A 24,037-nucleotide genomic window follows, 5' to 3' on the forward strand; every position below is an offset into this window, starting at 1 on the left:
GGATCAACATTCAACAACAGGCAATATACAACGAAGCAGGATGCTAGCGTGGGGTGTCACTTCATCTCCAGTTTCATTTCCTTGTTGCCAATATAGGCGCCGCCCGGCATGAAACTCAGCAACAAAAGCAGCAATACCGGCATGCCCAGGCAGGCGAAGGAAAGGTTTTTCAGCATAAATGCACCCAGCACCGCTCCCGCAATAAAGCTGACAATTGCAGCCGTAGCCTGTTTCAACCGCTGACTGGCCCCGGGCTCAGCGCTGCGCTTGGCGAGATACAGGTCGACAAAATCGATGACAGCCTGCACCAGGTTGCCGGTCATTACGGTGGTGGGAACGCACTGCGGGTCGAGCAGCTTGCCCTGGGTGTTCTGCACACTCATGGCCGCCACGGCAAACAAACCGGCGCAAACCAGCCAAGGATCATTGGGATCGTCGTGCGGCAACGAAGCCAGGGCGGTCACCATGAACAATATGAGGAGCAATGCCTGCGCCATGTAAAGGATGCGCGTTGAAGGATAGCCGCTTGCAGCCAGGCGCAGGATCATGAGCCGGGTCAAGGCCACGCTGCCGATGAATACCGGGATTGCCAGCAGCTTCAGCAGCATACCGGGGCTGGAGTAGCTCAGCGAGATGCCGATCATCACAATATTGCCGGTCATGTGATTGGCAAACAGGCCGAACAGCGCAGCAAAGCCAACGACATCCACGAAGCCGCCGGTAAACGACAGTACGTTTGCTCTGCCGAGTAATGGTAGTGGTGGTGGCTGTATCATGGCCTCTCCCGATCGAATGACATGGTCAGGCGCTGCCCGTCCTGACCATTTCTTCATATTCTTCCGGCGTGATCGTGCCGCCCAGTGCCTCGGCAATATGCTGGTCACGTGGAGGCAGCGCTTCTTGCAGGCCATCTATGCGCTTCCATTGCGGCAGCCTGGTTTGCTTGCCGTGCTTGGGCACATAGTCGGAATCGGCCACTCGCTGGAAACGGTGGACATAGCGCGAGCAGTTGACAAACAATTCCTTGACCTTGACGCGCACCACCATCTCGGCCTCGGCATACTCCGCCATTAACGGGTCATCGCGGTCTATGCTCGCATCGCCATGGATACGGATACGGTGCGGGACTTCAAAGTCGATCAGCAGCATGCCGATCTGCCTGTTGCGCGTGATGTTACCCATAGACAGGAACATGCCGTTACCGTCATAGCTCGGGTAGGCCAGCGTGTGCTCGTCCAGCACCTTGATAAAGCCGCGGCTGCCGCCCTTGTAAGAACAAGTGGGATAGCCTCGGTGGTCTATGGTGCTGAGGAAAAACATATCCCGGCTTTCTATGAAGGCCTTGTGCACGTCTTCTATCTGCGGACTGACAATATTGTTATGGACTGCGGCCGCCAGCTTGACCGTGTCGAAATCCTGCTGCAAGGCCAGATGCTGCGGCCCGTACAATTCTTCCTGTTGTTTATCCAATGCTGGTCTCCTCCTTTCAGGCCACTCTGGCTGGCTTCAGCAGTTTGACTCTCACCTCGGCCAGGTACACCCCGCCAAGGCCCAGCACCAATGCCAGGCCATGATGGAAAAGGAAGGGCTCGCCGAGAATGAGCACGGCAAATAAAGCCCCCAATGCCGGCACCAGGCATGGGAACAGGCTGGCGCGAGATGGGCCTATCAGTTCCACGCCACGCATATAGGCCAGTTGGGCGGTGAGCGTAGGGCCAAATGTCACGAATAACAGAATCCACCAGCCGGTGGCATTGGGCCAATAGGTGTAGCCTGCCATTGCTTCGGCCAGCAATAACGGCAAGGCTGTAACCAAGCCGCCTATGGACATGCCGAAAAAGAACACCAATGCCGGCATGACAGGGCGCTTGCGGATGGAAAGCGTGTAGGCCGCATATAGCAGGCAAGCCAGGATGATGGCAATATCGCCCAGGTTGAAGGAAAGCCCGGCCAGGGTTTCCAGCCTGCCCTGCGAGGCAATCAGCACCATTCCGCACAACGCCATGATCATGCCCGCCACGCTGGCACTGCTGATCTGCTCTTTGAAGAAAAGCCAAGCGCCCAGCATGATGAACGGCGGCATCGAGGTTTGTAGCAGCGTGATATTGACGGCTGTGGTCTTGTAGGCAGCAAGGTAGAACAAGGCGCTGAAACCAGTAAAGCCGGCAAAACCTAGCCACAGGAAGCGCCGCCAGTTAGCACGCAATAGTGGCCATTCCCGCCTTATCGGCTGCTGCAGGAAAAAAGCCAACACCGCACATACAATCAGCCAGCGCAGCAATACCAGGCTCATGGGCGAGATATTCCCCGTGGCCAACTTGGCCGCCACCGCATTGCAGCCCCATATCGACGCGGTATAGAGCAGGAGCAGGATGGGGCTATGCCACAGTTTCCGGCAGGCTGCTTGCAAATGCCTCATGGCTGGTACTGGCTGCTCACGGCAGCCTGGGGTCGGCCGGCAACGTTGCCGCGCTCGTCTGTTGTCTGGAACAGGTGCCTGGTCAATTTCCTCGAGGTATATCCCGCTCCCAGTGCAAAACGCATCAACGGCCCGAAATTGTTCGCGGTAGAAGGGCCGGCAAAGTAGATGCCAGGCACTGAAGACTCGAAGTTCGCGCTCAGCCTGGGCGTATTGCCTATGGTTCGCATCTGTAGGCGGATTTCCGGGCTGAGAAAGCTGATGCTGCCGAGATCGGCTTTATAACCCGTGGCAGCGACCACATGGTCCACCTCAAGTTCGCTGATCTTGTCACTGGCGTCGACAAAATACAGGCTGGCCTTGTCCTGGGTCGAGCTAGCCGAGAACAGCCGTTGCCCGAGCATGACGGGCACCTTGTCGAGACGTTCCTGTATGAACCAGGCGCCCGAAGGCCCGAGGAAATCCTTGGTAATCCGGATACGGGCCTGGTCTGGCAGGTAGCGGAACAAACCGGGAGCGGAAGCGCACAATAAATTCTTCCATCCCGGCCCCAAGCCCGACATGGGCGCCAATAGACGGCTCAGCATCCCGCGCGTACGGCCTTCCTTCTGGTTGAAATTGAGCGTTTTGCGGCGTGCAACCAGGGTGGGACGTGCGCCCACTTCATTCAACAGCACCGCCATGTCGATGGCGGAAGACCCGCTGCCGATGATGGCAACATCCTTGCCCGCGAACTTGGCAAGGTCATGGTGTTCCGCGCTATGCGAATAATGCTCGCTATGCAGCGACTTCAACGGAGCAGGCACATAACGGAAATAGTCTATGCCAACAGCCAGAACCACCTTGCCGGAGGTGAAGCGTTCCCCGTTGTCCAGCGTGAGTTCAAAACCCTCGCGCAACTTCTGCAGCGAAACCAACTTGGCTTCTTCCAGTTGCGGCGCGAAGCGTTGCTGGAACGCCATGCCGTATTGGGTGAACAACTCCAGCGAAATAGGCAGGCCTTCATCTTCATAGGGCAGACCATGCTGCCTGCAGTAGTCCTTAAGGCTAAACTTGCGCTCAGGATCGAACAGCGTGGCGGAAAGTCCGGCTGACTTCAAGTGCATCCCCTTGGGCATATGCGTGCGCCAAGTATGCATAGGACTGCCCACTATCCTGAACCCCAGCCCCAGGTGCTTGAGATGCGCCGCAATTGAAAGGCCGTATGGCCCGGCCCCGACAATGGTGATCTCGGTGGATGAACTCATTGCTATCTCCTGTTGATGCTGTTGTTTTTGAATAAATAGCCGGTGGGGAACATGAAATCCTGCCCTGCGCGGGTAGCCGCCAGGAATGCCTCTATGGTGGGCGTGGTATAGCCGACGGCGCCTTCGCGAATGGCAGTGGCGGAAATGCAATCCGATCGTACTACCGGGTAAGGATGGATACCGCCCGACAGCTCGAAAATATTGCGCACCCAGATTCCCCCAACATCACTGCCGTGTATGCCGTGAAAGGGGGTATCGGGAGGCTGCCCTGCCTTGATCCTGTCGAGCACGGCGAAGAAACCGCCCTGGTCGTAAATTCCCGGCCAGTCCAGAACCTCCACCTTGTCCTGGAGCCCGGCATCGCGGATGGCCGCCTGCAACAATTGCTGGCGTACCTCGTACTCATAGAACTTGCGGCCTGTGGGAAAGTAGTTTTTGTAAGGATCGGCCAGCGCGGTTTTGCTGTATACGCGCATACCGCCCTCTTCGGCCATAGAGAGTTCGCCCTGCTCCAAGGCTACCCGGTGTAGCTTGGGCACCGTGGTCGGGTGCAGGTAGACCTTGCTCAGCCCTCGCTGTTGTATTGCTTGTTGCAGGAGTTTGATATGGGTCTTGTGGATAGGATTGAAACTACCAAAAAATACGCCAACCCCGCTTTTCGGATAAAACACCGAGCGGAAATCGGACAATATGCCCAATCCCAGGTAGCCGCATAGCAGCAAAGCCGGCAACAATCCCAGATAAAGCAGGGGTTGGAACGCCAATGCCAGCGTAACAAGCACGGAGGCTCCGGCAAAAGCCATCAGCGAATTTCCCACCCGGTCTCCCCAGCCCTTATAGGCGGCGGCTATCGCCAAGGCCTGCAGGCCGCTGGAAGCCAGTACCAAGAGCAGAATGCCTCCCGCTGAAACAGCGTCGGCGCCTGCTCCCGCATTGATCAGCAAGACCAACGGCACATGCCACAGCGTCCGCAGGAAACGGGCAGGAGTCAGCAATCCCAGCTTGAGGTTGATCCTGTCTTCGAAGGCCAGTATCCACTTGATATAAACTGGCACGGCATGCAGGGCAAGCGCTATGCCTATGGCGCCCATCAGCAATGTCGTCACCACTCCTAGCGACTGCGGGGCAAACGCCAGGAAAGGGATAGCGAATGTCAGGCCTGCATATATCCTGGAACGATGCATGGTCAAAAGAGTTTTGATCATGATGGGCCTCCCTAGCGTCTGGTCATGGCGATATGGGGAATCCGGTCTTCAATATACGGTTCTCCTTCTTCTTCAAAACCCAGCTTGCTGTAGAAATTCTTCAGATACAGCTGGGAGGAAATACATACGGGCACACCGTTTCGTATTGAATCAAGGTATTCAAGGCCCAGGCTCAGCAGCAGCTTGCCTGCACTGCCGCCGCGCAATTCCTTTTTGAGCACTACCCTGCCCAGGCTGTAGCAGCCTGGCTTGAACAAGCCCACCGGGACTATGCGTAGGTAAGCCACCAGATCGTTGCCAAGGTAGCCCATGAGATGGGTGCAATGGCTATCCTTGCCATCTATATCCGTGTAGGGCACGTCCTGCTCCACGATAAAGATGCTTTCCCGCAATGCAAGGATGGCGTAAAGCTCCTGTACCGATAGCGCTTCGAACGTGCTAAACCGCCAGACAATCTTGTCTGCGTTATCTTCAGTGAAAGCAGCCTGGGTCATTTGCTGATTGAATGCGTCCATATGCTCAACCTTCGGTGATTCAAGGGTTATACAACGGCAGACATGCCATAGAGCAGGTCTGCAGTCAGGCCGTAATCGGCCACTGCAGTCGCCTGGAAAGCCAGGTTGACCACCGAGCGGCGGTCGCCTGCGTTTTTTAGCGGCGATACTCGGTGCAGGTTGATATCCGCACGCAGGAGGTAGGCATCGCCGCTCTTGTGTTCATGGCGGTCCACCATGCCGTTCTCTTCCGCCCAGGCGATCAGGTCCTGGATATTCTCGTCCGGCTTGCGGTTCTTGCGCCTGCAAAGGTCCAGCCAGTTGGAGATGAATTCAACCTCGCCGCCCGCTTGTTCCGGTGGGGTTTCAGCAAAGAGGATGAGTGCGTAGGCAGGATCGTCCAGGTGCCAGCCGTGGGTGTCGCCATTGTTGTGCAGAAAGTTGGCTACCATGTACTCCTCGGGATGGGTGCATGTATAGATAGGACGGCCAGTGATCTGCTCCACGCAGTTCCTGAGCGCGTAATGATGGTACAAGCTGTAAAGCGCGGGAGAATGCGACTTGATAAGGCCGCCCCCGGCCACCGAAAGCTTGCGCGGCGTGAGATAGCCAGGCATCTCGAATCTCTTACGGCTAGCCAATTGCTCCAGCTGTTCCATTTCCTCGCGAAAAACCGCCAATGCCTCCTGCGAAAGCAAGGAAGACAACTTCACGTATCCGCAACGCGCAAATTGGTCGCGCATGTCCAGCAGTTCATCCTGCCCAAAAACCTTGGGCGTGATGAGGTCGTATAGTTCGGCCTTTCTGGCAACATTAATGAAGTCGCCGGGTTGGTTCAGTGCAGCCATAGTGTTTTGCACAGCATGCCTCCCTTGATACTCAAAAAAGAAGATCGTTGGATTAATTACCTGGACTCTTGAAAAAGGCCGCCAATGACGGGCCTTAAATTAGTACCGCCTGGCCTGTGCCAAGTGAAACTGCAATTGATTATAGGAAGCGGGGGAAATGAAAAAACCTATCAAATATGACAGGTGAAAGGCAGCAACCAAGCTCTTAACATAGCTCTGGCATATATGGAGGATGGCAATGGACGATATCAATTTCACGCAATTGGAAATTCCGGTGATAGACATAGCAAGCCTGCGTGATCCAGACGCTCCCGTCATTGCCGAGGTTGCCCGGCAGTTAGGGCAAGCCTGCCGGGAAGTGGGGTTCTTCTACATCCGCAATCACGGCATCAGCCCCGAATTGATACGCCAGACCTTTGCCATGGCGGAAACATTTTTCTCCCAACCGCTGGAAGACAAACTGGAGTATTCGATGGAGCGGCATAGCAAGTGTTTCCGTGGCTACTCCCCGGTGCTCTCCGAACTAGCCGATGGCAAGCGCAATTCTTACGAGTTAATGGAATTCAGCGTTGATTTCGAACCTGGTGCGCCTGAGGTACAAGCGCGCATGCCTATGCATGGCCCCAATATATGGCCTGACATTGAAGGCTACCAGCCGGTCTTGACACATTACATAGAAGAAATGAACCGGCTGGGATTCGATCTCATGCGCGGTATCGCCATTAGCCTGGAGCTAGAGGAAGACTTCTTTTACAAGGCTTTCAACGGCCGCTCATTCTGGCAATTCCGTACCGTCAATTATCCAGAGGCAGTGGACATTAACCGCATGGCGGAAAAAATGCCGGAACTTGAACAACGCATGAGCGGTATCGAGATCGGCGACCATAATTGTGGCGCCCACACAGACTACGGCTGCTTGACCATATTGCTCGCTAACAGCCCGGGCTTGCAGGTATTGGGCAAGAACAACGTCTGGTTTGACGCCCCTGTTATCGAAGATGCCTATATATGCAATATCGGCGATATGCTGCAATACTGGTCCAAGGATGCCTACGTCGCAACCAAGCACCGTGTATTGACTGGCACCCCGCGCATCTCCTTGCCGTTCTTCTTCCAGCCCAATTACGCTACCGTGATTGAGCCGGTGGCAACTGTCCCAGGGCTCGCCGGAAAAGACTATCCCCCTATCCAGTATGGCCCGTATGCCTACAGGAACTACCGCGGCATTTATCCCGCCTGCCCAACCTATGAGAACTGAAAGGTAGGCCATTGTGGATCTGATTCCGGAAATTTTAGCCAGCGTTGCAGAGTTCGAGGGCATACGCCATGTCATACATGCTCATCCGGAAACCGGTTATGAAGAGCATCAAACCAGCGCCCTGATCGCGGACAAGCTCGCGGAATGGGGCCTTGAAGTGCACCGGGGCATAAGTGGGACAGGCGTAGTGGGAGTACTGCATGGCTATCAGAGCGGAAGATCCATTGGTTTGCGCGCCGATATGGATGCCCTCAATATGCAGGAGCAAAATGATTTTGCATACCGCTCACGCTACGCTGGCAAAATGCACGCATGTGGACATGACGGCCACGTTGCCATGCTGCTGGCGGCAGCGAGGCAACTCGCGTTCAAGCCGGACTTCAAAGGGACCGTTAACTTCATTTTTCAGCCGGCGGAGGAAGGCGGCAGCGGCGCGGCAAGGATGATGGAAGAAGGATTGTTCGAACGCTTTCCCTGCGATGCAATATTTGCCCTCCACAACTGGCCCGGCCTGCCTGCAGGGGAATTCGCCACGCGCCCGGGGCCTATCATGGCTTCATGCAATGAATTCAGGATTACTATATACGGCAAGGGCAGCCATGCCGCGATACCCCAGGATGGCGCGGATCCAATACTGACAGCCGCCCATATCGTCTGCGCCCTGCAATCGGTCGTAACCCGCAACAAACGGCCCATAGACAGTGCTGTGCTTTCTGTCACTCAAATAGAGGCTGGCACCAGCTTCAACATCATCCCGGATACCGCCCGGATCGGGGGTACCGTGCGCACGTTCAGCCTTGAGGTGCTGGACATGATGGAGCAACGCATGCAAGAAATCGTCTTGCTGACTGCCCAGGCGCACGGCTGCAATGCGGACTTCAGTTTCTTACGGCAATCCATGCCTACCATCAACGATGCCACGCAAACCGCTTTTGCCTGCGGCATCATGCGGCAGGTAGCTGGAGCGGACAAGGTGAACGACGCAGTAGAACCCACCATGGGCGCGGAAGACTTTGCCTACATGCTGGCAAAGAAACCTGGATGTTATGCCTTTATCGGTAATGGGGCTAAGCCTCGCTCCGGGAATCATGTCTATGGCCTGCATCATCCACGCTATGACTTCAACGATGGCATCATCCCCTTGGGAGCGAGCTATTGGGTCAAACTGGTGACCGCGTTTCTGGACGACGCCGAGCAACTTTCAGACGCGAATCAACCCATGTTGCAAAGCCTTGATGACGGCTAGCTGGGTGCTGCCTACATCGAACTTATGGCGAACATTGGAAAGGTGGAAGTTGATGGTTGACTCTGAGCAGCTAAGTATTCGTGAGATTTCCCAGCACGTCTTGCCAGCGGCGCACCAGTTGATCACTTCTTTCTCGCGTGGAGTAAGCGGGACATTGGTGCCGCTCCCCGTGGTCTGGTAAAAGGATTTGGCAGATTCAAACACGTAGTCTTTGAATACCGAGAGCATGGGAATGATGTTTGCAATTTCTTCGCGTGCCTCTTTGTCCGCTAGCTGGTCCGAAGCAAAGTTCATCATGCCGAACTCGCCATTGGCCCCGTAAATTGGGAATATCAGGCCAGTACGCAAGCCGTAACTGCTGGCCTGCTGATACATCGCTTGCTGCCTCGGGCTGGAATACAGGCTTTGTTCCCATAGCAGAGGGATATGGGTGGAATAGCAATGATGGATGGCGGGATCGATATTGAAATAGCGCTGCTCGTCATAGATGACACGCCACTGATGCGCATAATTGCTAACGACAAAGGCCTTGTCCATGGAGGCGTGCTTGCTAGGCAACGCAGTAAACAGGCATTGCTCGAAACCGTGATTGGCAGCCAGGCTGAAAACCGCTTGGGACCAGCATTCAAAGGTCCTGATATCAAGCAATCGTGCGTACTGGTCTACGTGCATACCCCATCTCCATAAGACAGTAAATTGCTGTTACTGTTTTTTGAGGAAGGATAAACAACCATGCGACAGGGTCAATGGATCGGGGCCAATAATGTGTCCGGATATCGGACAACCGTCGAGCTTACTTGTAAATTTCCGTCTTTTTCTTAATCTGTCTGACCCCATAAGGATGCACGGCTTGCCCTCACATAAGCAGGCATGTTTAAAACGGGCAATTGGGAATAGCGAATTTTCTTCTCGGCAAGAATAGTCTCGGGGAGAAATCGAGAAATTTACGGTTAATAAGCGATTTTAACCGTTTTTACTGACATGAAGATGGGAAAATTAAGCGGCAACGACACTGAAAGCGGCACAAAAAGTACGGCATCGCGAGCAAGGTTCTGTGCCGCTCTAGAGAAAGAAAAAACGGATCATGGCTGACTTATCCGATCAGAACCCGGATGCACAGAAGGTCAACCACCAAGCTGGATGTAGTCCGTACGCCCGCTCAACAAAAGGCGTGAGCGGAGGGCATGATCAAATCCCCTTGACATCCTTCCAGTCGATCTCGATCACTTGTCCCGGGCCATCGTCGATGAGGATATAGAATTCGCTATCCGGACGTGCAAAACGTATACGGGATTTCTCGTCGAGTTTGCCTGAGACCAAGGTTTTTTCATCGTAGCTGATGACTTCGACCAATGCGTCCGGCAAGGGGTGGCCGTCCGATTCGCCGCCTTCGCAGATGACATGCTTGCTTTCCGTCCAGCATTTGCCAATCGGAATATGCACGCCATGCGCCATTACAGCGGTGCTGGCAAGAAGAACCATCATGGTTGCAGCACGGAGCATCCATTGAATTGGGAACTTCATGTTATTGCCTCCTTTCCTTGATGAATTTTGCCAAGGCGGGTGACAGGCGCTCAATATCGAACGCCTGGTGGTATACCTCTCCCGCCTTGCTTTCCACCGTCAGCCATATCTGGTCTTCCAACGTGGCGGCAGGCGGTATGTAGATGGCCACTTCGCGCGTCCAGCGCGTGCCGCTGAATGCCAGGCCTGCCGCGCGCAACGAGCGCGGCTTGCGGATCTTGAGATAGGCGGCGCGGATTTCCCGGTCGCATTCCTCGCAAAAGCGCAGGTGGAATTCCTTGATCGGCGTACCGCCAGCGACAAACTCGGGCGGGCCCTGGTCTTCTTCCACAATGACAAACTTCCAGGGACCGATCTGGCCATGCACAGCATCATCGCGCAACACGGCGTGCTCGGACATTTTCCAGGCATTGCCAACATACCATGCCGGCAATGCGACCAAGCCCAGGATCAGCAAGCTGCGCACAGGCCAAGGCAGCACAGAATCGGGCACTTGCGGCAGCGGTTTCTCCTTGCGTGCAGCCAATTTGGGTTGCAAAGGCCACCATGGCATCGTGAATGCCAACGCCATCCCGGCTACACTCAGCCAGCCCACCAGCACCACCGGGCCGATATTCCAATGCCAACCGCCCACTCCCACCGCCAGGGCAAGCGCGAGCAAAACCCAGCCCAGCCAGTAAACCAGCCTGCGCTTTTTTTCAGGCAGGTCGCGGCCCGTCAATTGCCTGCCGTGCTTTTCCATGCTGACCGCCAACGCAGCAAAACCGCCCAGGGTCAACAGCAGCACCGCGAAGTGGTATGCGCTCATGCCGCGCCTCCCGGCATCAACAGCCAGCAGAGCAGTGAAAGCACGGCCAATGGCAACAGCAGTCCTACCCAGGCTCTGGTAGCGCTGCGTGCCTGGAATACCCAGATGACGACCCCGGCATAAACGGCAAAGCTCAGCATGGTGGAAGCCAGCACAGCCTCAGCCTTGGGGATTGGCAGCAGCAAGGCCAGCAATATCGACGCCGAGGAAGTGAGGGCGTAACCCGCCACCACGGCTGCCAATATCCGGGAAGCCACCATCAGGCGGTAACGCGTCACTGAACTCATGCCGCAGCCTCCTGTTTCAACCATCGCTGCTTGAGCTTATATGCCATATAGGCAAAGGCGGCGGCGAAGCCCCACATGGTCAGGTCGAAGCCTGCGAGCACCCAGTCGCCATAAGGCAGGGTCACGCCGAGGTGCTTGTCCGTGGTCAAGAAATTCAGCAACGGGATCAGGCCGAAGGCCGCAGCCGCGATGTACAGGCTTTCCAGCCATGCGCGCTTGAGCGGCCGTAAAGCCGCGTAGATGAACATCCAGCCCCATACTGCAAACAGGCAATGTATTTCCCAATCCGCGCGGTCGGCCATTTCGACGGGCAGCAGGCGGTTGGCCCAGAAATAGGCCGCCACTGCGACCGGCAGGCCGACTATCGTTCCCACGTTGAGCACCTCCACCAGGCGGTGGCCGAAGCCGGGCTTACCGCCATGCTTGGCAAGATGGTTATTGCGCCGCTTTACCGTCCACAGCACCAGACCGGTGCCTATCATCGCGCAACCCAGCACGCCTGAGAGGAAATACAGCCAGCGCAGCCACCAGCCGGCAAAATGGCCTTCATGCAATGCCAGCAGCACGTTGCGCGTGTGGAGCGAGGCGTTGTTCTTGTCCTCGACCGGCATAGGTTCGCCGGTCTCGGCATTGAATTTCAATTTGGGCGGGAAACCGCGATTCAGCAGCCGCGACGAATCACCAATGATTTCCACGTAAGCGCCTTCTTCCGCGGGATGGCGCAGCATTACCGTCGCGACCGGCAAATCTCCCCAAGCCGCCTGGGCAGTGGCCACCATTTGCGGCACTGATGCCTTTGCCCGGGTTACGGGCTCGAATGCCTTGTCCACCGGGTCGCGCTGGAACAGTTCGTCATACAACTGCCGCAGCTGTTTTTCCGAAGAACCGTACAAGGCGTCCTTCACCGTCGGCATATACTGGAACGTGAAGAACACCAGGCCGCTGTAGGTAATCATGAGGAAGAACGGTAATGCCATCACACTGACGAGATTGTGCGCATCCAGCCAGCTGCGCTGGCCCTTGCCCGGGCGGAAGGTAAAGAAATCCTTGAAAATCTTCTTGTGGGTAATGATGCCGCTGATGATCGCCAGCAGCATGAACATGGTGCACACGCCTACAATGCGGTACGCCACGTCATAGTTGATGTAATGCAGCGCATAGTGCATTTCATACAGTTCCCAGCCCGCGCCGGTGGCACGCGCCTCAACAGGCTGGTCCGGCGCGCCCGTTACAGGGTCGAATCCCTCGTTGCCGCGCCGCCCGCGCTCCTGTCCCGGCCGCGGCATATCCTCCCACGCAATTGCGGCCTCGCGGTCCGTGCGCTGCGCAACCGCGCGGTGCGGCAGCGTCACGCTCCACATCCTGGCATTGGGAGCTACCTGCTCCAGCCGGTCGAAGGCGAATCCCAGCACCTGCGCAGGCTCGACTTCGACTAGCTGTTTTGGTAGCGGCAGCTCAGGCTGCATCCAGCGCGTGATTTCATAATTCATGTAACCGGCGCTACCCGTCACGAATACAAAAAACAACACCCAGCCAACCAACAGGCCTACCCAGGTGTGGAGCCAGGCCATGCTTTGGCGAAAACCTTCCTTCACGGCAAATCCTTGTTTGATTCGATCAAAAGGCGGATAGGGCCGCTATCCGCCTTGAAAAATGAATATGATCAAGCGCACTGGCACTTTTACCCATGCGCAAAATTCAAAATATTACCCTCTTACTAGTAATGACACTTGAGAATGAAAAAAGGACACCTAAAAATGAAAAATTCTTTGAAACTCCTATCAACAGTCGCTTTATAAAAGAAAACAGGCCACATTACATATGGCCTGTTTGGCTAGTCAAGCTTTAAGGTCAGAACCTATACCGTGCCGTCAGTAGTACGCTGCGTGGGGTGCCAAAGACGTTACCCCCTGTGTCCCAGCCCAGTGTCTGGTAATAACGCTTGTCGAACAAATTGTTAACGTTCAATCTGAATTCCGTCCGGTCATTCAGATTGTAACCGGCATTCAGGCCGAGGATGGCATAAGCGGATTGCTCGATGCGTGAATCATCATTGGCCTTAACACTGTTTTGCGCGTAAAGGCTTCCACCAATGCGCCAGCGGGAGAATTCGCCCGGCAGCCGGTAGTTGGTCGTCAACTTGAACTGGTGCCTCGGCAGATTGCTGTTGTACAGGCGACCAATGTTGGCAGGATCATCATCCTTGGTATATTTCGCCGCCACGTAGGTATAGCCCGTCATGACCTGCCAGTTCGGCGTCAATCCGCCGCCGACTTCCAACTCCACGCCTTTGCTCTCAATCTCGCCAGAGGCACGCTGGCAGTAGCCACCAGTGCTGCCAGGGCAGGGATTGGGGCCGCTCAGGTCGTTGACGGCGCGGTTCTGTTGCCTAACGATAAAGGTCGCCAAACTGGCATGCAGCCTGCCGCCAAAGTACTCGCCCTTGATGCCGGCCTCATAGTTGGTGCCGGTAATGGGTTCAAGCAGGTTGCCGTTTCTATCGATATTACCCTGCGGCTCGAAAATTTCAGTCCAGCTCGCATAGACCGAGTGACTATCGTCCAGGTCGTAGATGGCGCCAGCATAGGGTGTGATTTCCCGGGTGACTTTATAGTCACGACGAGTAAGATGGTTTTCGTTCTCGAACCAGTTCGACCGTGCTCCCAGAATAATTTTCAAAGTATCCGTGATATTCAAGCGCGTAGCGGCATAGACGCCTTTCTGGCTGGTCGTGGTATCGATATTCCATCGCGACATGTCGATGGCTGGCTCGGTGACACTAGAGGAATCCCAGTTGTAGGGATTGACGACCGGCCCGGCAGTCGACCAGCTATAAGCAGCCCAGCCGCCCCAGTTCCTGTTGTCATATTGGCGGTAGCTGGCTCCGAACATCAGCTCATGTGAACGGCCAAGCAGCGAAAACGGGCCATTAAGCGACACATCGTAACTGTCTTGTTTGTTATCAAGCCGGTAGCGCTGGCTGTTCTGGTAGAGGACCCCGCTATTGCGGCTCAACCCGGAAAACAACATATCCTGTTCCGGCCGTTTCCAGACGGCCGCGGCCTTGACCTGCCAGTCATTGTCAAACTTGTGGGTCAAGTCGGCAAATACCGTGACGTCAGTCTGTTTCCAGTAGTCAAAATCATTGGAAAGATTCGTGGAACGCTTCAGGCCGGAGATAAAACTGCCGTCCGTGTTGGTGGGTATGCCCGGAATCAAGCCGTCGTTATCCACCCTGCGGTAATGAATCCCCAGTGTAGCCGTTGTGACAGGTCCCAAGTCCGCTTCAAGAATACCGTAGAACTGGTGGTTGCGGCCATGGGCAGCGTCATAGAAGTAATCCGTATCCTGCGCCGTGATCACGGTACGGCCGCGTAGCGTACCGGCGGCGTTGAGCGGCCCGCCAGCATCCAGTACCGCGCGATAATTGTCCCAGCTTCCCGCGCTCAGCGTCACATTGACTCGTGTTTCCGCCGTCGGCCGCTTGCGTACCAGATTAATCGCTGCCGAGGGCGTACCGGCTCCGGTGGTCAGGCCCGTGGCACCGCGTACGACTTCCACCCGGTCATAGATGTCCAGGGAGTCATTGTCAGCATTGAATGTGCCATTGGCACCGGTACTGGTAGGTAAACCATCGAGCAAGATATTGGATATCTGGAAGCCACGCGAGCTGAAACTGCCGGAATCACCAGTGTAATAACCCTTCTGCATGGTCAGGCCAGTGATGTTCTGAACCGCATCATCGAGTGTGACCAGCCCCTGGTCCTCGATCTGCTGACGCGTGAGCACGCTGACCGACTGCGGCGTTTCGCGCGGCGAAAGCGCCATCCTGGTTGCCGTGCTCATGCTACTGGTCGTGTATGAGCCGGTACCTTCCGTCACAGCCGTGGTTTCCGCCACGGCCTTGACGGATATTTCCGGCAATACATCCGGATTTGATGAAATACTGCCTAACGGCACTTTCTTCAACGTGTAGCCGCCGTCCGCCGCCGGTGTCACCTGCAGCCCGGAATCCCGCAGCAACACGTCAAAGCCTTGCTTGACGGTGTAACTGCCTTTAAGCCCGGTACTGGTTTTCCCTGAAGTGAGGGCAGGATCAAACGACAACACCACGCCTGCCGCTTGCGCGTAGCTATTGAGCACGCCGGTAAGGGAACCGGCGGCAATATCATAGGACTTTACACTTTCAGCCTGCATAGCAGGTTCAGCCTGGCTGGATGCTGCATAAGCAAGCAAGGAAATAGATGAAAAAGCCAGCGCCAGCCGCATGGCGGTAGCCAATGGCTTTTTCCTAGAGTTAACGTGTTGCATTTAAGCTGGTACTCCCTGTTGTATTGTCTTCATCAACGATGACGCACCAAAAGCAGGGAAGGACAGCGAATGCGAAATATTTTTATTTGAGGGGCTTGATGACCGTCAGCCAGGGCGTGTACTGCGTGATCCTGACCGGCGTGGTATCGGCAAGCACCTTGAGGGTGTGCGCCGTATCATCCAGCGCGAACACACCCGAAACGCGGACGCTTTCAATCGCCTGGTCGTTAAAATGCAGATGACCGCGATGGTAGCGCTGCACATCGCGCAGCACATCGGCAAGCGGCATGTCGTCCGCCACCAGCCGGAACCTGGTCCATGCCGTGACAGCCTCTATGTCCACTGTTTCTATCGGCCCGACCATCTGGTTTTGCAGCAATACGGAATCCCCGGGCTGCATCGTCACGCAAGGCTTTGATGCATTGGCGGCGCAGGCTTCCACGCTTGATTCGATCACGGTCACCTGGGTGGCTTTCTTCTGGCGCCGGACCAGGTATTGCGTGCCCAAGGCCCGCGCGGTGCCTTCTCCGGTTTCGACGATGAACGGCCTGTTCTTGTCCTTGGCAACCTCGACCAGGATTTTGCCTTGCAGCAACCGCAGGTGGCGCTGCCCGGTGCTGAAGTCGATATCAACGGCACTATGGCTATCGAGCGTGACCCGGCTGTTATCCGCGAGCTCGATGATACGCTGCTCGCCGATCGACGTGCTGTAATCCGCCATCATGAACCGCCCTGGGGGCGTTTGCGATACCAGCCCGCCAGCAGCGAGGATTGTCAGCAGCAAGGCAAGCTTGGCGGCAGGCCTGCCGCGTTTGCGTGCGACCGGCTTGAGCGCCGCATCGAGCGCGGCGCGGGCAGGAGCTTGTTGCGCGCCCTCGAACCGCGACCAGAGCTTCTGCATGCGGGCATACGCTTCGGCATGCCTTGCATCCGCCTGGCGCCATTGTTCAAACTCGGACTGCTCCGCCGCGCTTGCTTCGCCGGATTGAATATGCGCATGCCACCTGGCGGCCTGCTCAATGATGCTGCGCGAAGGGTTTGAAGAAGCGTCTTGCATCAGGCTTACATGCCGTCGCCATAGGCAATGTCATGGCAATGCACCATAGCCGAGGCAATGTACTGCTTGACCATGCTGCTGGAAACGCCCAGCACCGCACCGATTTCAGGGTAGGTCAGGTTTTCCAGCCGGCTCAGCATGAACGCCTGACGCGGCCTTTCCGTCATTCCTTCCAGCAGGCCGGCAATCAGCGTCAGGGTTTCCACGGTGGCCAGGTGCTGTTCGGGCGAGATGGCATAAATGCCGTCCTGGGAAAGCGCCAGGGCTTCCATATATGCCTGCTCAACCTTGTGGCGCCGCGCCTGGTCTATGATCAGCCGCGTAGCTGTCGTCGTCAGGTAGGCGCGCGGCGTCTTCAGTGCGGCAAGGTCCATGCGCGACACCGACAGCAACCGGCAGAATGTCTCCTGCGCCAGGTCGGCCGCCTGGTGATGGCAGCCCAGCTTATGCCGCAACCAGTTCTGCAGCCAGCCTTGATGGTCAAGGTACAAGGCACGCAGAATCTCGGTGTGGGAAGGGGTGTTTGCCGAAGACATGGCAGCGGGACCACAGTCAATAAATGGAAATGGTTCTCATTTTATTATTTTATGCTCGGATTAAGCAATAGAAAAACGCCTCCCAGGTTGAAACCCGGAAGGCGGCAGTACGATTAAGGGCGGTTAAAAGGTATATCTGGCAGTCACCCTGGCGCTCCTAGGCTCGCCATAGCTTTCCCAGGCCCAGTTGGCACTGTTGGAAATGCCGCGGTAATAGGACTTATCCAGCAGGTTGTTGATATTGATCTGGAAATCGAGGTTCTTGCTGGCTTTGTAGCCTATGATCACATCCACTAGCGTATAGGCTTTCTGCTCGACATCATTGGTAGTGCCAGCCTCTTCAGCTATCGCATACATCCGGCTTTGGCGATACAAGTTGGCACCCACTCTCCAATTTTCCCAATCTCCTAGGAAACGGTAGACGGTCGTCAGCTTGAACATGTGCTCAGGCAGCATCGTATTGAAACGGTCCCCTTTGTCATAGGTGTTGTCCTTGACGTATTCGGTGTTGGTATAGGTATAGCCCGCCCCGACTTGCCAATTGGGCCGCAACGCGCCTTGCAACTCCATATCTACGCCCCGGCTGCGCACCTCGCCCGATGCTTCTGCACAATTTGTACCTACTTGGCACTCGCTGACATCCCTGACTGCACGGGAACGATTCTTCTGGCTCACCTGGAACAAAGCGATGCTGGTATTCAACGCGCCATCCAGGTATTCGCCCTTGAGCCCCAGCTCATAATTCTCGCCATCAATCGGACGGATCACATTACCGTCCCGTCCGATGCTGCTTTGCGGACTGAAAATATCCGTGAAACTGGCATACAGCGAATGCTGGTCGTTGATATCGTATATCAGCCCCGCATACCGCGTGACATTGCGCACGACCTTGTAATCCGAGGTATTGCGGTAGTTGTCGTAGTCATACCAATCCAGCCGGCCGCCCAGTATCAATTTCCACTGTTCGGCCAGATTGAGGCGCGTCGTTACATAGGCTCCATCCTGGCGTGTGCGCGTATGGCCAGTGCTGGTGTAGGGCAGGTTAGGCTTGAGCAATACGCTCCTGCTCCAGTTGTAGATATCCGTATTGCTGCCGATATACGTCGTTCCGTAATTTCTCGGACTGGAGTCGAACTGGTTGCGATTGGCGCCGAACACCAGCTCATGTTGCCGTCCAAGCAACTCATAATTGCCGTTCACGACCAGGTCATAACTGGATGCCTTGTTTTCCTGTTCTCCACGCCATGCCATGAGGTCATGATTGATATTGGCGCCGGTAGCCGTGCTGCGCATGAAGGTACCAAGGCCGTCGATATGGCTCCACATATACGTGGTGTTGAACTTCAGCTTCCAGTCGTCATTGAAGTGATGCTCAACAATGGCGAAAATGCTCTTGGTTTCCTGGTCCAGGTATTCCCAGCTATTCGTCAGGGTAGCAGAACGCTTGAGTTTGACGTGGCTGCCATCCGGGTTGATGGGCAGGCCGCCCCACCAGGCCCCGTTTGTTCCGTCTTTCTGTGTATAGGCGCCCACAGTCAGCGTGGTTTTCTCGGACAGGTCCGCTTCCCCGATTGCATAGAACAGATGATTGTCATAGCTCTGCCCGTCACGGAAACTGTCCGCCTCCTGCACAGAGGCCACCACTCGTCCGCGCAATGAGGCCGCTTCATTCAGGGCGCCGCCTACATCCAGAATGCTGCCATAGCTGTCCCAGCTACCCGCATACGCAGTCAGCGAACCTTTGAATTCGCTGGTCGGCCTTTTACGCACCAGGTTGATCGCAGCCGAGGGATTGCCAGCCCCTTGCATGAGGCCGGTCGCGCCGCGCACCACTTCCACCCGGTCATACATTGCCAGGTTGGCCTGCGCACTGGGAATATAGGACGACCATGGCGCCAGTGCCCCGTCGTACATGATATTGCTGATCCCGAACCCTCGTGCCTCAAAGTTGGGACGCCCCGGGCCATCGGCGTTACTCAGGAAAATCCCTGGCGTGCTTTTGACCACGTCGTTGATATTCAGCATGCCTTGGTCATCCATGCGCTGGCGTGTCACCACGGTGACGGATTGCGGGGTTTCACGGATAGATAATGGCAGACGCGTGGCACTATTCATTACCTGGGTAGTATAAGAGCCGGTTCCCTCCGTCATGGACTCTTTCACCGCGCTGGCCTTGACGCTCACTTCGGGCAATGTTTCCGCAGATGGCTTGCCGAGCTCGCTGATGACAATCGCCTTTAATACAAATTGGCCTGGGCGGATTTCCACCGCTTGCAGTCCGCTGCCTTGCAGCAAGATATCAAACCCCTGCTTGACCGTGTATTGTCCTTTCAAGCCATCGGTGGCCAAACGCCTGGCCTGCTCGGCCTCGAACGACAGCACTACCCCGGCCTCGCCTGCGAAGCGGCTCAATGCACTGTCCAGCGCACCAGCCGGTATGTCATACGCCCTGGGCGCCTCGCTCTCCGCCGCCCTTGACTGGGACAAGGCCCCGGTCAAGGGCGGCATGACCATGGAAAAAGCTGCTGCGATTACGGCCCCCAGCAGTTTATGTTGCAGATAGGCTGTCTTTCCGGCAGCCTGGTGTTGCCTTTTCATTTTGTCTCCCTGTTGCACAATCGAATTGCTTCATGGGATAGGTCGGACAAGAACAGAAAAGGTACAAACGATATACAGTATTTTTGCGCTAACCGGCAGCGATGGTTATTCAATAGCACAAGGAAGGCAGGACAGACGAGGACTAGTCTTTCGCTGGCCGCAATGTCACCCAATAGCGCGTGAGGTAATCGATCTGCAACATTGGCAGGGCAGCCTGAATTGCCTGAAGCGCCATGTCGGTATCATCCAGCGGGAAAGCACCTGAAATCCGCCGATCAGCCAGGCGGCTATCGCAGCGCAAGCTGCCGCGGCGGTAGCGGCCAAGTTCCGCGGCAAGATCGGCAAGGCGCCAATCGGTCACGACCAGCATGCCGCGCAGCCAGCTCACTTCGTTGCCTGCCAGCAGGAGGGTGCCGTCCACTCCGTTATCATCTATTGTCGCCTGCTGGCCTGCCGCCAATATCAAGGATGCCGAAGCGGACGATGGCAATGTGATTTCCACTGCATGTTGCATCACCGCCAGCCAGGTTGAATCCGCATGGAGCCGCACCGCAAATTGCGTACCCAAGGCACGAAGGCTGGCATGTGCCGTCTGCACGACAAATGACTTGCCCTGCGCTGCATCGCCATGGCCGGTTTCAATGAAAATTTCTCCCCTGATCAGCTTTACCAGGCGTTGATGTGCATCGAACACGATATCCACTGCGCTATCCGTGTTCAGGACCAGCCGTGTACCGTCATCAAGCAACCATTCACGCCGCTCGCCAGTGGCAGTCCGGTAATCCGCCAGCAAAGGCTGCCATGGCCTGGCCTGCCAACCGTACCAGGCAACGGGACAAGCAATTGCGACCGCTCCCGCACCTTTCAATAAAGCACGCCGCTGGGCGCGCATTTCCTCGGCGCTGGATTCCAGCACATTGCGCGTGACATCTCCCGGGGCAACCCCTAGCTGCCGCTGCAGGTTCTCCACGCGCGACCAAGCCCATTGTTGCTCCCAGCCCTGGCTCAGCCAGGATTGCCACGCCTGTTTCTCTTCAAGCGTGGACTGGCCGGAACATAACTGGCTATACCATGAGGCAGCCTCGCGAATGACTCGGCGCGCGGTGTGCGGATCGGGGTAAGGTAGACGGGACATCAGAGCGAAAACAGCAGGCAATGCTCGATAGCGCGCGCCATGTATTTCTTGATAGAACTCACGGAGAGGCCCATGCGTTCGGCAATCTCCTTATAGGTGAGGCCATCCAGCTGCGAAAGCAGGAAGGCCTGGCGTGGCTTTTCCCCCAATGCATCCAGCATGGCATCGATCTCGCACAGCGTCTCGATCACCATCGCCCGTTCTTCGGTGGAAACCTGGACAGGTTCAGGCAGGGCGGCAAGTGCCTCGATGTAGGCCCGCTCGAGCGCGCTGCGCCGGAAATAATCCACCATCACCCGCCGCGCCACCGTCGCCAGGTAAACCCGCGGCTCCAGAATGCAGCTGGCATTACGCGCGGCAATCACGCGCAGAAAGGTGTCATGGGCGAGATCGGCGGCGTTTTCGCTGCAATGCAATTGCCTGCGCAGCCATGAACGCAACCAGCCATGGTGATCCTGGTAAAGATCGTGCAAAAGGTCGGTTTGGGAAGAAGAATTCGCCAGAGGCATGGAAAAAGGAGAGCGGGCCAAAAATAAGAATGGTTCTCATTCTATGCCGCGCTCCCGAGATTAGGCAAGGGCAGGCCCAAAACAATAAGCCTGCCTTGAGTAGCGGAAAATTAGAACTTGTAGCGCGCGGTCACCATAATATTGCGCGGTTCGCCGAAGAAGTTCGCGCCCCAGGGAGAGCTGATCGATGAGTAATAGCGCTTGTCGAAAATATTGTTGCCGTTCAGGCTGAGCTCAAGATTCTTGTCCACGGCATAGCTTACATACAGGTCGGCCACGCTGTAGCCCCCTTGTTGAACGCCGTAAGGGGTATAGATTCTGCTTTGCGTACGGATGCCGCCGCCCACTTTCCATTTGTCCAACTCTCCCGGCAAACGGTAGCTGGTGAACAGTTTGAACAGGTTCAACGGCAAATTGGCGCCCCAGCGGCTGCCAACCACATGCGTTTCGATCATGGAGTATTCCGTTTCCTTGAGCACCTCTACATGGTTGTAGGTGTAGCCCAGCCCGACTTGCCAACGCGGCGTGAGGCTGCCTTGCACCTCGACATCCACGCCGCGGCTTCTCACCTTGCCTGATGTCGCGTAGCAACTAGGCTGGTTGACCTGGCAGGCGGCAACGGGCAATGCGGCTGGCAGGTTTTCCAGGTCGAGCTGGAAAATCGCCAGGCTGGCATTAAGCTTTTTATCAAAATATTCGCCCTTGATACCCACTTCGTAATTGGTACCCTCCTGCGGTTTCAGGAGACTTCCGCCCGGAGTCTGGTAATTCTGCGGGTTGAATATTTCCGTCCAACTGGCATACACGGAATGATTGGCATTGAGGTCATATATCAAGCCTGCATAGGGTGTCACGACCCGGGTATCCTTGTAAGGCGTGGTTTCCCAGGCAGCCTTCAGTTCTGACTCGTACCAGTTCATGCGCGCGCCCAGGATGAGCTTCAGGTCATCCCGCAAGTTAAGCCGGGTCATGGCATAGACTGCGCTCTGCTTGACGTTTTGGTCACGGGAATAGGCATGCCAGTCCGAGATAATTGCGGGCTTGGGTACTGAACCAGGATTCCAGTTAAGCGGATCGAAATCGACACTGGTGTAGTTGGTGTTGGCTCCGCGGTCATCGTCATCACTCCGGCGATGACTCAGGCCGACCACCACCTCGTGCGACCTGCCTCCTAGCTGGTACGCCCCAGACAAGGAGCCATCAATGCTGAATTGCTCGTGATCATACTGGTATGCCTGCGTTCCGCCACTGAGGTTGAAATAGGGATTATGGTCATTGGCAAAGCCAAGGAAAGTACCCAGGATATCCGCCTTGCTTTGCATCGCCGTAGCAGCCAGCTTGGCTTTCCAGGTATCGGAGAAGCGATGCTCCAGCTCCGTGAAAATAGTCGTGCTTTCCTTGTCCCAGTATGACCAGCTCGGGCTCATTCGTGTAGAACGGGAAATCGGCACAAAGCTACCGTCAAGATAAGTGCCTATGCCGTTCCAGTCGGCGCCGGGGTTGTTATCCTGGCTCCAGGAAAAGCCCAGCGTCAATGTCGTCCTCTCGCCAAGGTCGCCCTCCAGAATGCCGTAAAGCAGGCTACGCTTGTTTTCGTAATCCTGGATGAAGGAATTCTTGTCCTGGTAGGACATCACCAGCCGCCCGCGCAGGCTGCCAGCCTCGTTCAGCGGGCCTGCGATATCAAGTCCTGTGCTGTAGTTGTCCCAGCGGCCAGCGCTGGCCGTCACCGAGCCCTGGAATTCACGGGTAGGGCGTTTGCGTTGCAAGCTGATGGTGCCGCCCGGCGTGCCAGCCCCTTCCATCAAGCCGCTGGAGCCGCGGACGAGTTCCACCCGGTCATACATGGACAACAGGCCAGTCGATAGCGCGGCTTCCTCATAGCCAATCACCAGGCCATCCACCATCAGGTTGCTGATCTGGAATCCACGTGAATTGAAGCGCTCGCGCTCGCCGCCCCATTTGGTCACGGTGAGGCCGGTGGTGTAATTCAGGGCATCGCCGAGGGTAAACATGGACTGATCCTCTATCCTTTGGCGGGTGATCACACTTACCGATTGCGGGGTTTCCCTGGCTGAAAGGTCGAGCTTGGTCGCCGAGCTCATGCTGCGCGTGGTGTAAGACCCTGTGCCCTCCGTCACTGCATCATTCAATGAACTGGCCTTGACGGCCACTTCGGGCAAAGCATTGCCTACGGCAGCGGCGCCGTCCACCTGGCTCGCCACGCGGATCACGAAACCGCCTCGCTCATGGACTGATACTTGCAGGCCAGTGCCCACCAGCGCCTGCTCGATGGCCTGACGCGGAGTGTAGCTGCCTTGCACGGCGTGGCCGCGCTTGCCCTGCACCAGCCTAGGTTCGGCAACAATGTTCTGGCCACTGGCAACGGCAATCCGGCTCAGCACGTCGGCCAGCTCGGCAGCAGTGATGTTGTATTGCTGGACACTGGCTATGACGGCAGCTTCGGGTTCCGCTGTAGCCGCCGAAGCGGGGAAAGCAGCAGAGATCGCCATTACCAGCAGGCAATGGCGTAAAACGGATGATGGCATGGAGTT

Annotated in this window: 21 protein-coding genes; 2 read left to right on the plus strand and 19 right to left on the minus strand. The window is 56.2% G+C overall.

All coding sequences use genetic code 11. From position 1 onward, the window contains the following. Positions 1-56 precede the first annotated feature (56 nt). From LG198_RS09205 to LG198_RS09235, 7 genes are read right to left on the minus strand one after another with little or no spacing between them, the layout of a single operon-like run. A complete protein-coding gene (locus tag LG198_RS09205) occupies positions 57-833 on the minus strand; it encodes a YoaK family protein (RefSeq protein ID WP_230342877.1) in 777 nt (258 codons plus the stop codon). Continuing rightward, positions 802-1,470: a pyridoxamine 5'-phosphate oxidase family protein gene (locus LG198_RS09210; RefSeq protein WP_230342878.1), complete on the minus strand. Its 669-nt coding sequence runs from the start codon at positions 1,468-1,470 to the stop codon at positions 802-804. Before LG198_RS09210 ends, LG198_RS09205 begins: the two co-directional genes overlap by 32 nt. A gap of 16 nt (positions 1,471-1,486) precedes the next feature. Then, positions 1,487-2,419, minus strand: a complete 933-nt coding sequence (locus tag LG198_RS09215) for a DMT family transporter (protein WP_230342879.1) — start codon at positions 2,417-2,419, stop codon at positions 1,487-1,489. Continuing rightward, positions 2,416-3,666, minus strand: coding sequence for an NAD(P)-binding domain-containing protein (locus LG198_RS09220; protein ID WP_230342880.1), 1,251 nt, complete (start codon positions 3,664-3,666; stop codon positions 2,416-2,418). The genes LG198_RS09215 and LG198_RS09220 overlap by 4 nt, the downstream gene beginning before the upstream one ends. A 2-nt stretch (positions 3,667-3,668) precedes the next feature. Beyond that, positions 3,669-4,871, minus strand: a complete 1,203-nt coding sequence (locus LG198_RS09225; protein WP_230342881.1) for a nucleotidyl transferase family protein — start codon at positions 4,869-4,871, stop codon at positions 3,669-3,671. 11 nt (positions 4,872-4,882) lie between these two features. Beyond that, positions 4,883-5,386 (minus strand): GNAT family N-acetyltransferase, encoded by a 504-nt coding sequence (locus LG198_RS09230; protein WP_230342882.1) that lies wholly within the window; start codon positions 5,384-5,386, stop codon positions 4,883-4,885. A gap of 26 nt (positions 5,387-5,412) precedes the next feature. Beyond that, positions 5,413-6,213 (minus strand): HalD/BesD family halogenase, encoded by an 801-nt coding sequence (locus LG198_RS09235; protein ID WP_230342883.1) that lies wholly within the window; start codon positions 6,211-6,213, stop codon positions 5,413-5,415. Between the two features lie 238 nt (positions 6,214-6,451). Here LG198_RS09235 and LG198_RS09240 point away from each other — a divergent pair, with 238 nt between their 5' ends. Then, the gene (locus LG198_RS09240) at positions 6,452-7,471 is read left to right on the plus strand and encodes an isopenicillin N synthase family dioxygenase (RefSeq protein ID WP_230342884.1); all 1,020 of its coding nucleotides are present in this window, start codon (positions 6,452-6,454) and stop codon (positions 7,469-7,471) included. Between the two features lie 13 nt (positions 7,472-7,484). Then, entirely contained in the window at positions 7,485-8,717 is a 1,233-nt protein-coding gene (locus LG198_RS09245) for a M20 aminoacylase family protein (RefSeq protein WP_230342885.1), read from the plus strand. On the opposite strand, the gene LG198_RS09250 is transcribed toward LG198_RS09245, so the two are convergent. The 12 genes from LG198_RS09250 to LG198_RS09305 all read right to left on the minus strand — a co-directional run bounded on the left by LG198_RS09250 (position 8,673) and on the right by LG198_RS09305 (position 24,031). Continuing rightward, positions 8,673-9,389 (minus strand): helix-turn-helix transcriptional regulator, encoded by a 717-nt coding sequence (locus LG198_RS09250; RefSeq protein ID WP_230342886.1) that lies wholly within the window; start codon positions 9,387-9,389, stop codon positions 8,673-8,675. The two genes, LG198_RS09245 and LG198_RS09250, sit on opposite strands and share 45 nt — an antisense overlap. Positions 9,390-9,905: 516 nt before the next feature. Next, a complete protein-coding gene (locus tag LG198_RS09255; protein ID WP_230342887.1) occupies positions 9,906-10,241 on the minus strand; it encodes a hypothetical protein in 336 nt (111 codons plus the stop codon). Between the two features lies 1 nt (position 10,242). Continuing rightward, a complete protein-coding gene (locus tag LG198_RS09260; protein ID WP_230342888.1) occupies positions 10,243-11,049 on the minus strand; it encodes a DUF3325 domain-containing protein in 807 nt (268 codons plus the stop codon). Continuing rightward, on the minus strand, positions 11,046-11,336 hold the full coding sequence (locus tag LG198_RS09265; protein ID WP_230342889.1) for a DUF3649 domain-containing protein: 291 nt from the start codon (positions 11,334-11,336) through the stop codon (positions 11,046-11,048). The genes LG198_RS09260 and LG198_RS09265 overlap by 4 nt, the downstream gene beginning before the upstream one ends. Further along, complete coding sequence (locus LG198_RS09270) at positions 11,333-12,907, minus strand: PepSY-associated TM helix domain-containing protein (protein WP_230342890.1); 1,575 nt, start codon at positions 12,905-12,907, stop codon at positions 11,333-11,335. The genes LG198_RS09265 and LG198_RS09270 overlap by 4 nt, the downstream gene beginning before the upstream one ends. Positions 12,908-13,187: 280 nt before the next feature. After that, on the minus strand, positions 13,188-15,647 hold the full coding sequence (locus LG198_RS09275; protein WP_230342891.1) for a TonB-dependent siderophore receptor: 2,460 nt from the start codon (positions 15,645-15,647) through the stop codon (positions 13,188-13,190). 82 nt (positions 15,648-15,729) lie between these two features. After that, on the minus strand, positions 15,730-16,704 hold the full coding sequence (locus LG198_RS09280; protein WP_230342892.1) for a FecR family protein: 975 nt from the start codon (positions 16,702-16,704) through the stop codon (positions 15,730-15,732). 5 nt (positions 16,705-16,709) lie between these two features. After that, the gene (locus LG198_RS09285) at positions 16,710-17,240 is read right to left on the minus strand and encodes a sigma-70 family RNA polymerase sigma factor (RefSeq protein WP_230342893.1); all 531 of its coding nucleotides are present in this window, start codon (positions 17,238-17,240) and stop codon (positions 16,710-16,712) included. A 123-nt stretch (positions 17,241-17,363) separates the two neighbouring features. After that, positions 17,364-19,838: a TonB-dependent siderophore receptor gene (locus LG198_RS09290; protein ID WP_230342894.1), complete on the minus strand. Its 2,475-nt coding sequence runs from the start codon at positions 19,836-19,838 to the stop codon at positions 17,364-17,366. A gap of 142 nt (positions 19,839-19,980) precedes the next feature. Further along, positions 19,981-20,973 (minus strand): FecR domain-containing protein, encoded by a 993-nt coding sequence (locus tag LG198_RS09295; RefSeq protein ID WP_230342895.1) that lies wholly within the window; start codon positions 20,971-20,973, stop codon positions 19,981-19,983. Then, positions 20,973-21,482 carry a sigma-70 family RNA polymerase sigma factor gene (locus LG198_RS09300; RefSeq protein ID WP_230342896.1) on the minus strand — a complete coding sequence of 170 codons (510 nt, stop codon included), beginning with the start codon at positions 21,480-21,482 and terminating at the stop codon, positions 20,973-20,975. The genes LG198_RS09295 and LG198_RS09300 overlap by 1 nt, the downstream gene beginning before the upstream one ends. Positions 21,483-21,592: 110 nt before the next feature. Then, on the minus strand, positions 21,593-24,031 hold the full coding sequence (locus tag LG198_RS09305; protein ID WP_230342897.1) for a TonB-dependent siderophore receptor: 2,439 nt from the start codon (positions 24,029-24,031) through the stop codon (positions 21,593-21,595). Between the last annotated feature and the right edge of the window lie 6 nt (positions 24,032-24,037).

The organism is Methylobacillus arboreus (assembly GCF_020532725.1).
GTDB lineage: Bacteria > Pseudomonadota > Gammaproteobacteria > Burkholderiales > Methylophilaceae > Methylobacillus > Methylobacillus arboreus.

Excerpts from the sequence above, each read along its gene's own strand:
- LG198_RS09250 (WP_230342886.1), bottom strand. The coding sequence starts at position 9,389 with ATGCACGTAGACCAGTACGCACGATTGCTTGATATCAGGACCTTTGAA.
- LG198_RS09230 (WP_230342882.1), bottom strand. The coding sequence starts at position 5,386 with ATGGACGCATTCAATCAGCAAATGACCCAGGCTGCTTTCACTGAAGAT.
- LG198_RS09220 (WP_230342880.1), bottom strand. The coding sequence starts at position 3,666 with ATGAGTTCATCCACCGAGATCACCATTGTCGGGGCCGGGCCATACGGC.
- LG198_RS09275 (WP_230342891.1), bottom strand. The coding sequence starts at position 15,647 with ATGCAACACGTTAACTCTAGGAAAAAGCCATTGGCTACCGCCATGCGG.
- LG198_RS09305 (WP_230342897.1), bottom strand. The coding sequence starts at position 24,031 with ATGCCATCATCCGTTTTACGCCATTGCCTGCTGGTAATGGCGATCTCT.
- LG198_RS09255 (WP_230342887.1), bottom strand. The coding sequence starts at position 10,241 with ATGAAGTTCCCAATTCAATGGATGCTCCGTGCTGCAACCATGATGGTT.
- LG198_RS09260 (WP_230342888.1), bottom strand. The coding sequence starts at position 11,049 with ATGAGCGCATACCACTTCGCGGTGCTGCTGTTGACCCTGGGCGGTTTT.
- LG198_RS09300 (WP_230342896.1), bottom strand. The coding sequence starts at position 21,482 with ATGCCTCTGGCGAATTCTTCTTCCCAAACCGACCTTTTGCACGATCTT.
- LG198_RS09265 (WP_230342889.1), bottom strand. The coding sequence starts at position 11,336 with ATGAGTTCAGTGACGCGTTACCGCCTGATGGTGGCTTCCCGGATATTG.
- LG198_RS09240 (WP_230342884.1), top strand. The coding sequence starts at position 6,452 with ATGGACGATATCAATTTCACGCAATTGGAAATTCCGGTGATAGACATA.
- LG198_RS09285 (WP_230342893.1), bottom strand. The coding sequence starts at position 17,240 with ATGTCTTCGGCAAACACCCCTTCCCACACCGAGATTCTGCGTGCCTTG.
- LG198_RS09290 (WP_230342894.1), bottom strand. The coding sequence starts at position 19,838 with ATGAAAAGGCAACACCAGGCTGCCGGAAAGACAGCCTATCTGCAACAT.
- LG198_RS09215 (WP_230342879.1), bottom strand. The coding sequence starts at position 2,419 with ATGAGGCATTTGCAAGCAGCCTGCCGGAAACTGTGGCATAGCCCCATC.
- LG198_RS09270 (WP_230342890.1), bottom strand. The coding sequence starts at position 12,907 with ATGGCCTGGCTCCACACCTGGGTAGGCCTGTTGGTTGGCTGGGTGTTG.
- LG198_RS09235 (WP_230342883.1), bottom strand. The coding sequence starts at position 6,213 with ATGGCTGCACTGAACCAACCCGGCGACTTCATTAATGTTGCCAGAAAG.
- LG198_RS09225 (WP_230342881.1), bottom strand. The coding sequence starts at position 4,871 with ATGATCAAAACTCTTTTGACCATGCATCGTTCCAGGATATATGCAGGC.
- LG198_RS09205 (WP_230342877.1), bottom strand. The coding sequence starts at position 833 with ATGAAGAAATGGTCAGGACGGGCAGCGCCTGACCATGTCATTCGATCG.
- LG198_RS09295 (WP_230342895.1), bottom strand. The coding sequence starts at position 20,973 with ATGTCCCGTCTACCTTACCCCGATCCGCACACCGCGCGCCGAGTCATT.
- LG198_RS09280 (WP_230342892.1), bottom strand. The coding sequence starts at position 16,704 with ATGCAAGACGCTTCTTCAAACCCTTCGCGCAGCATCATTGAGCAGGCC.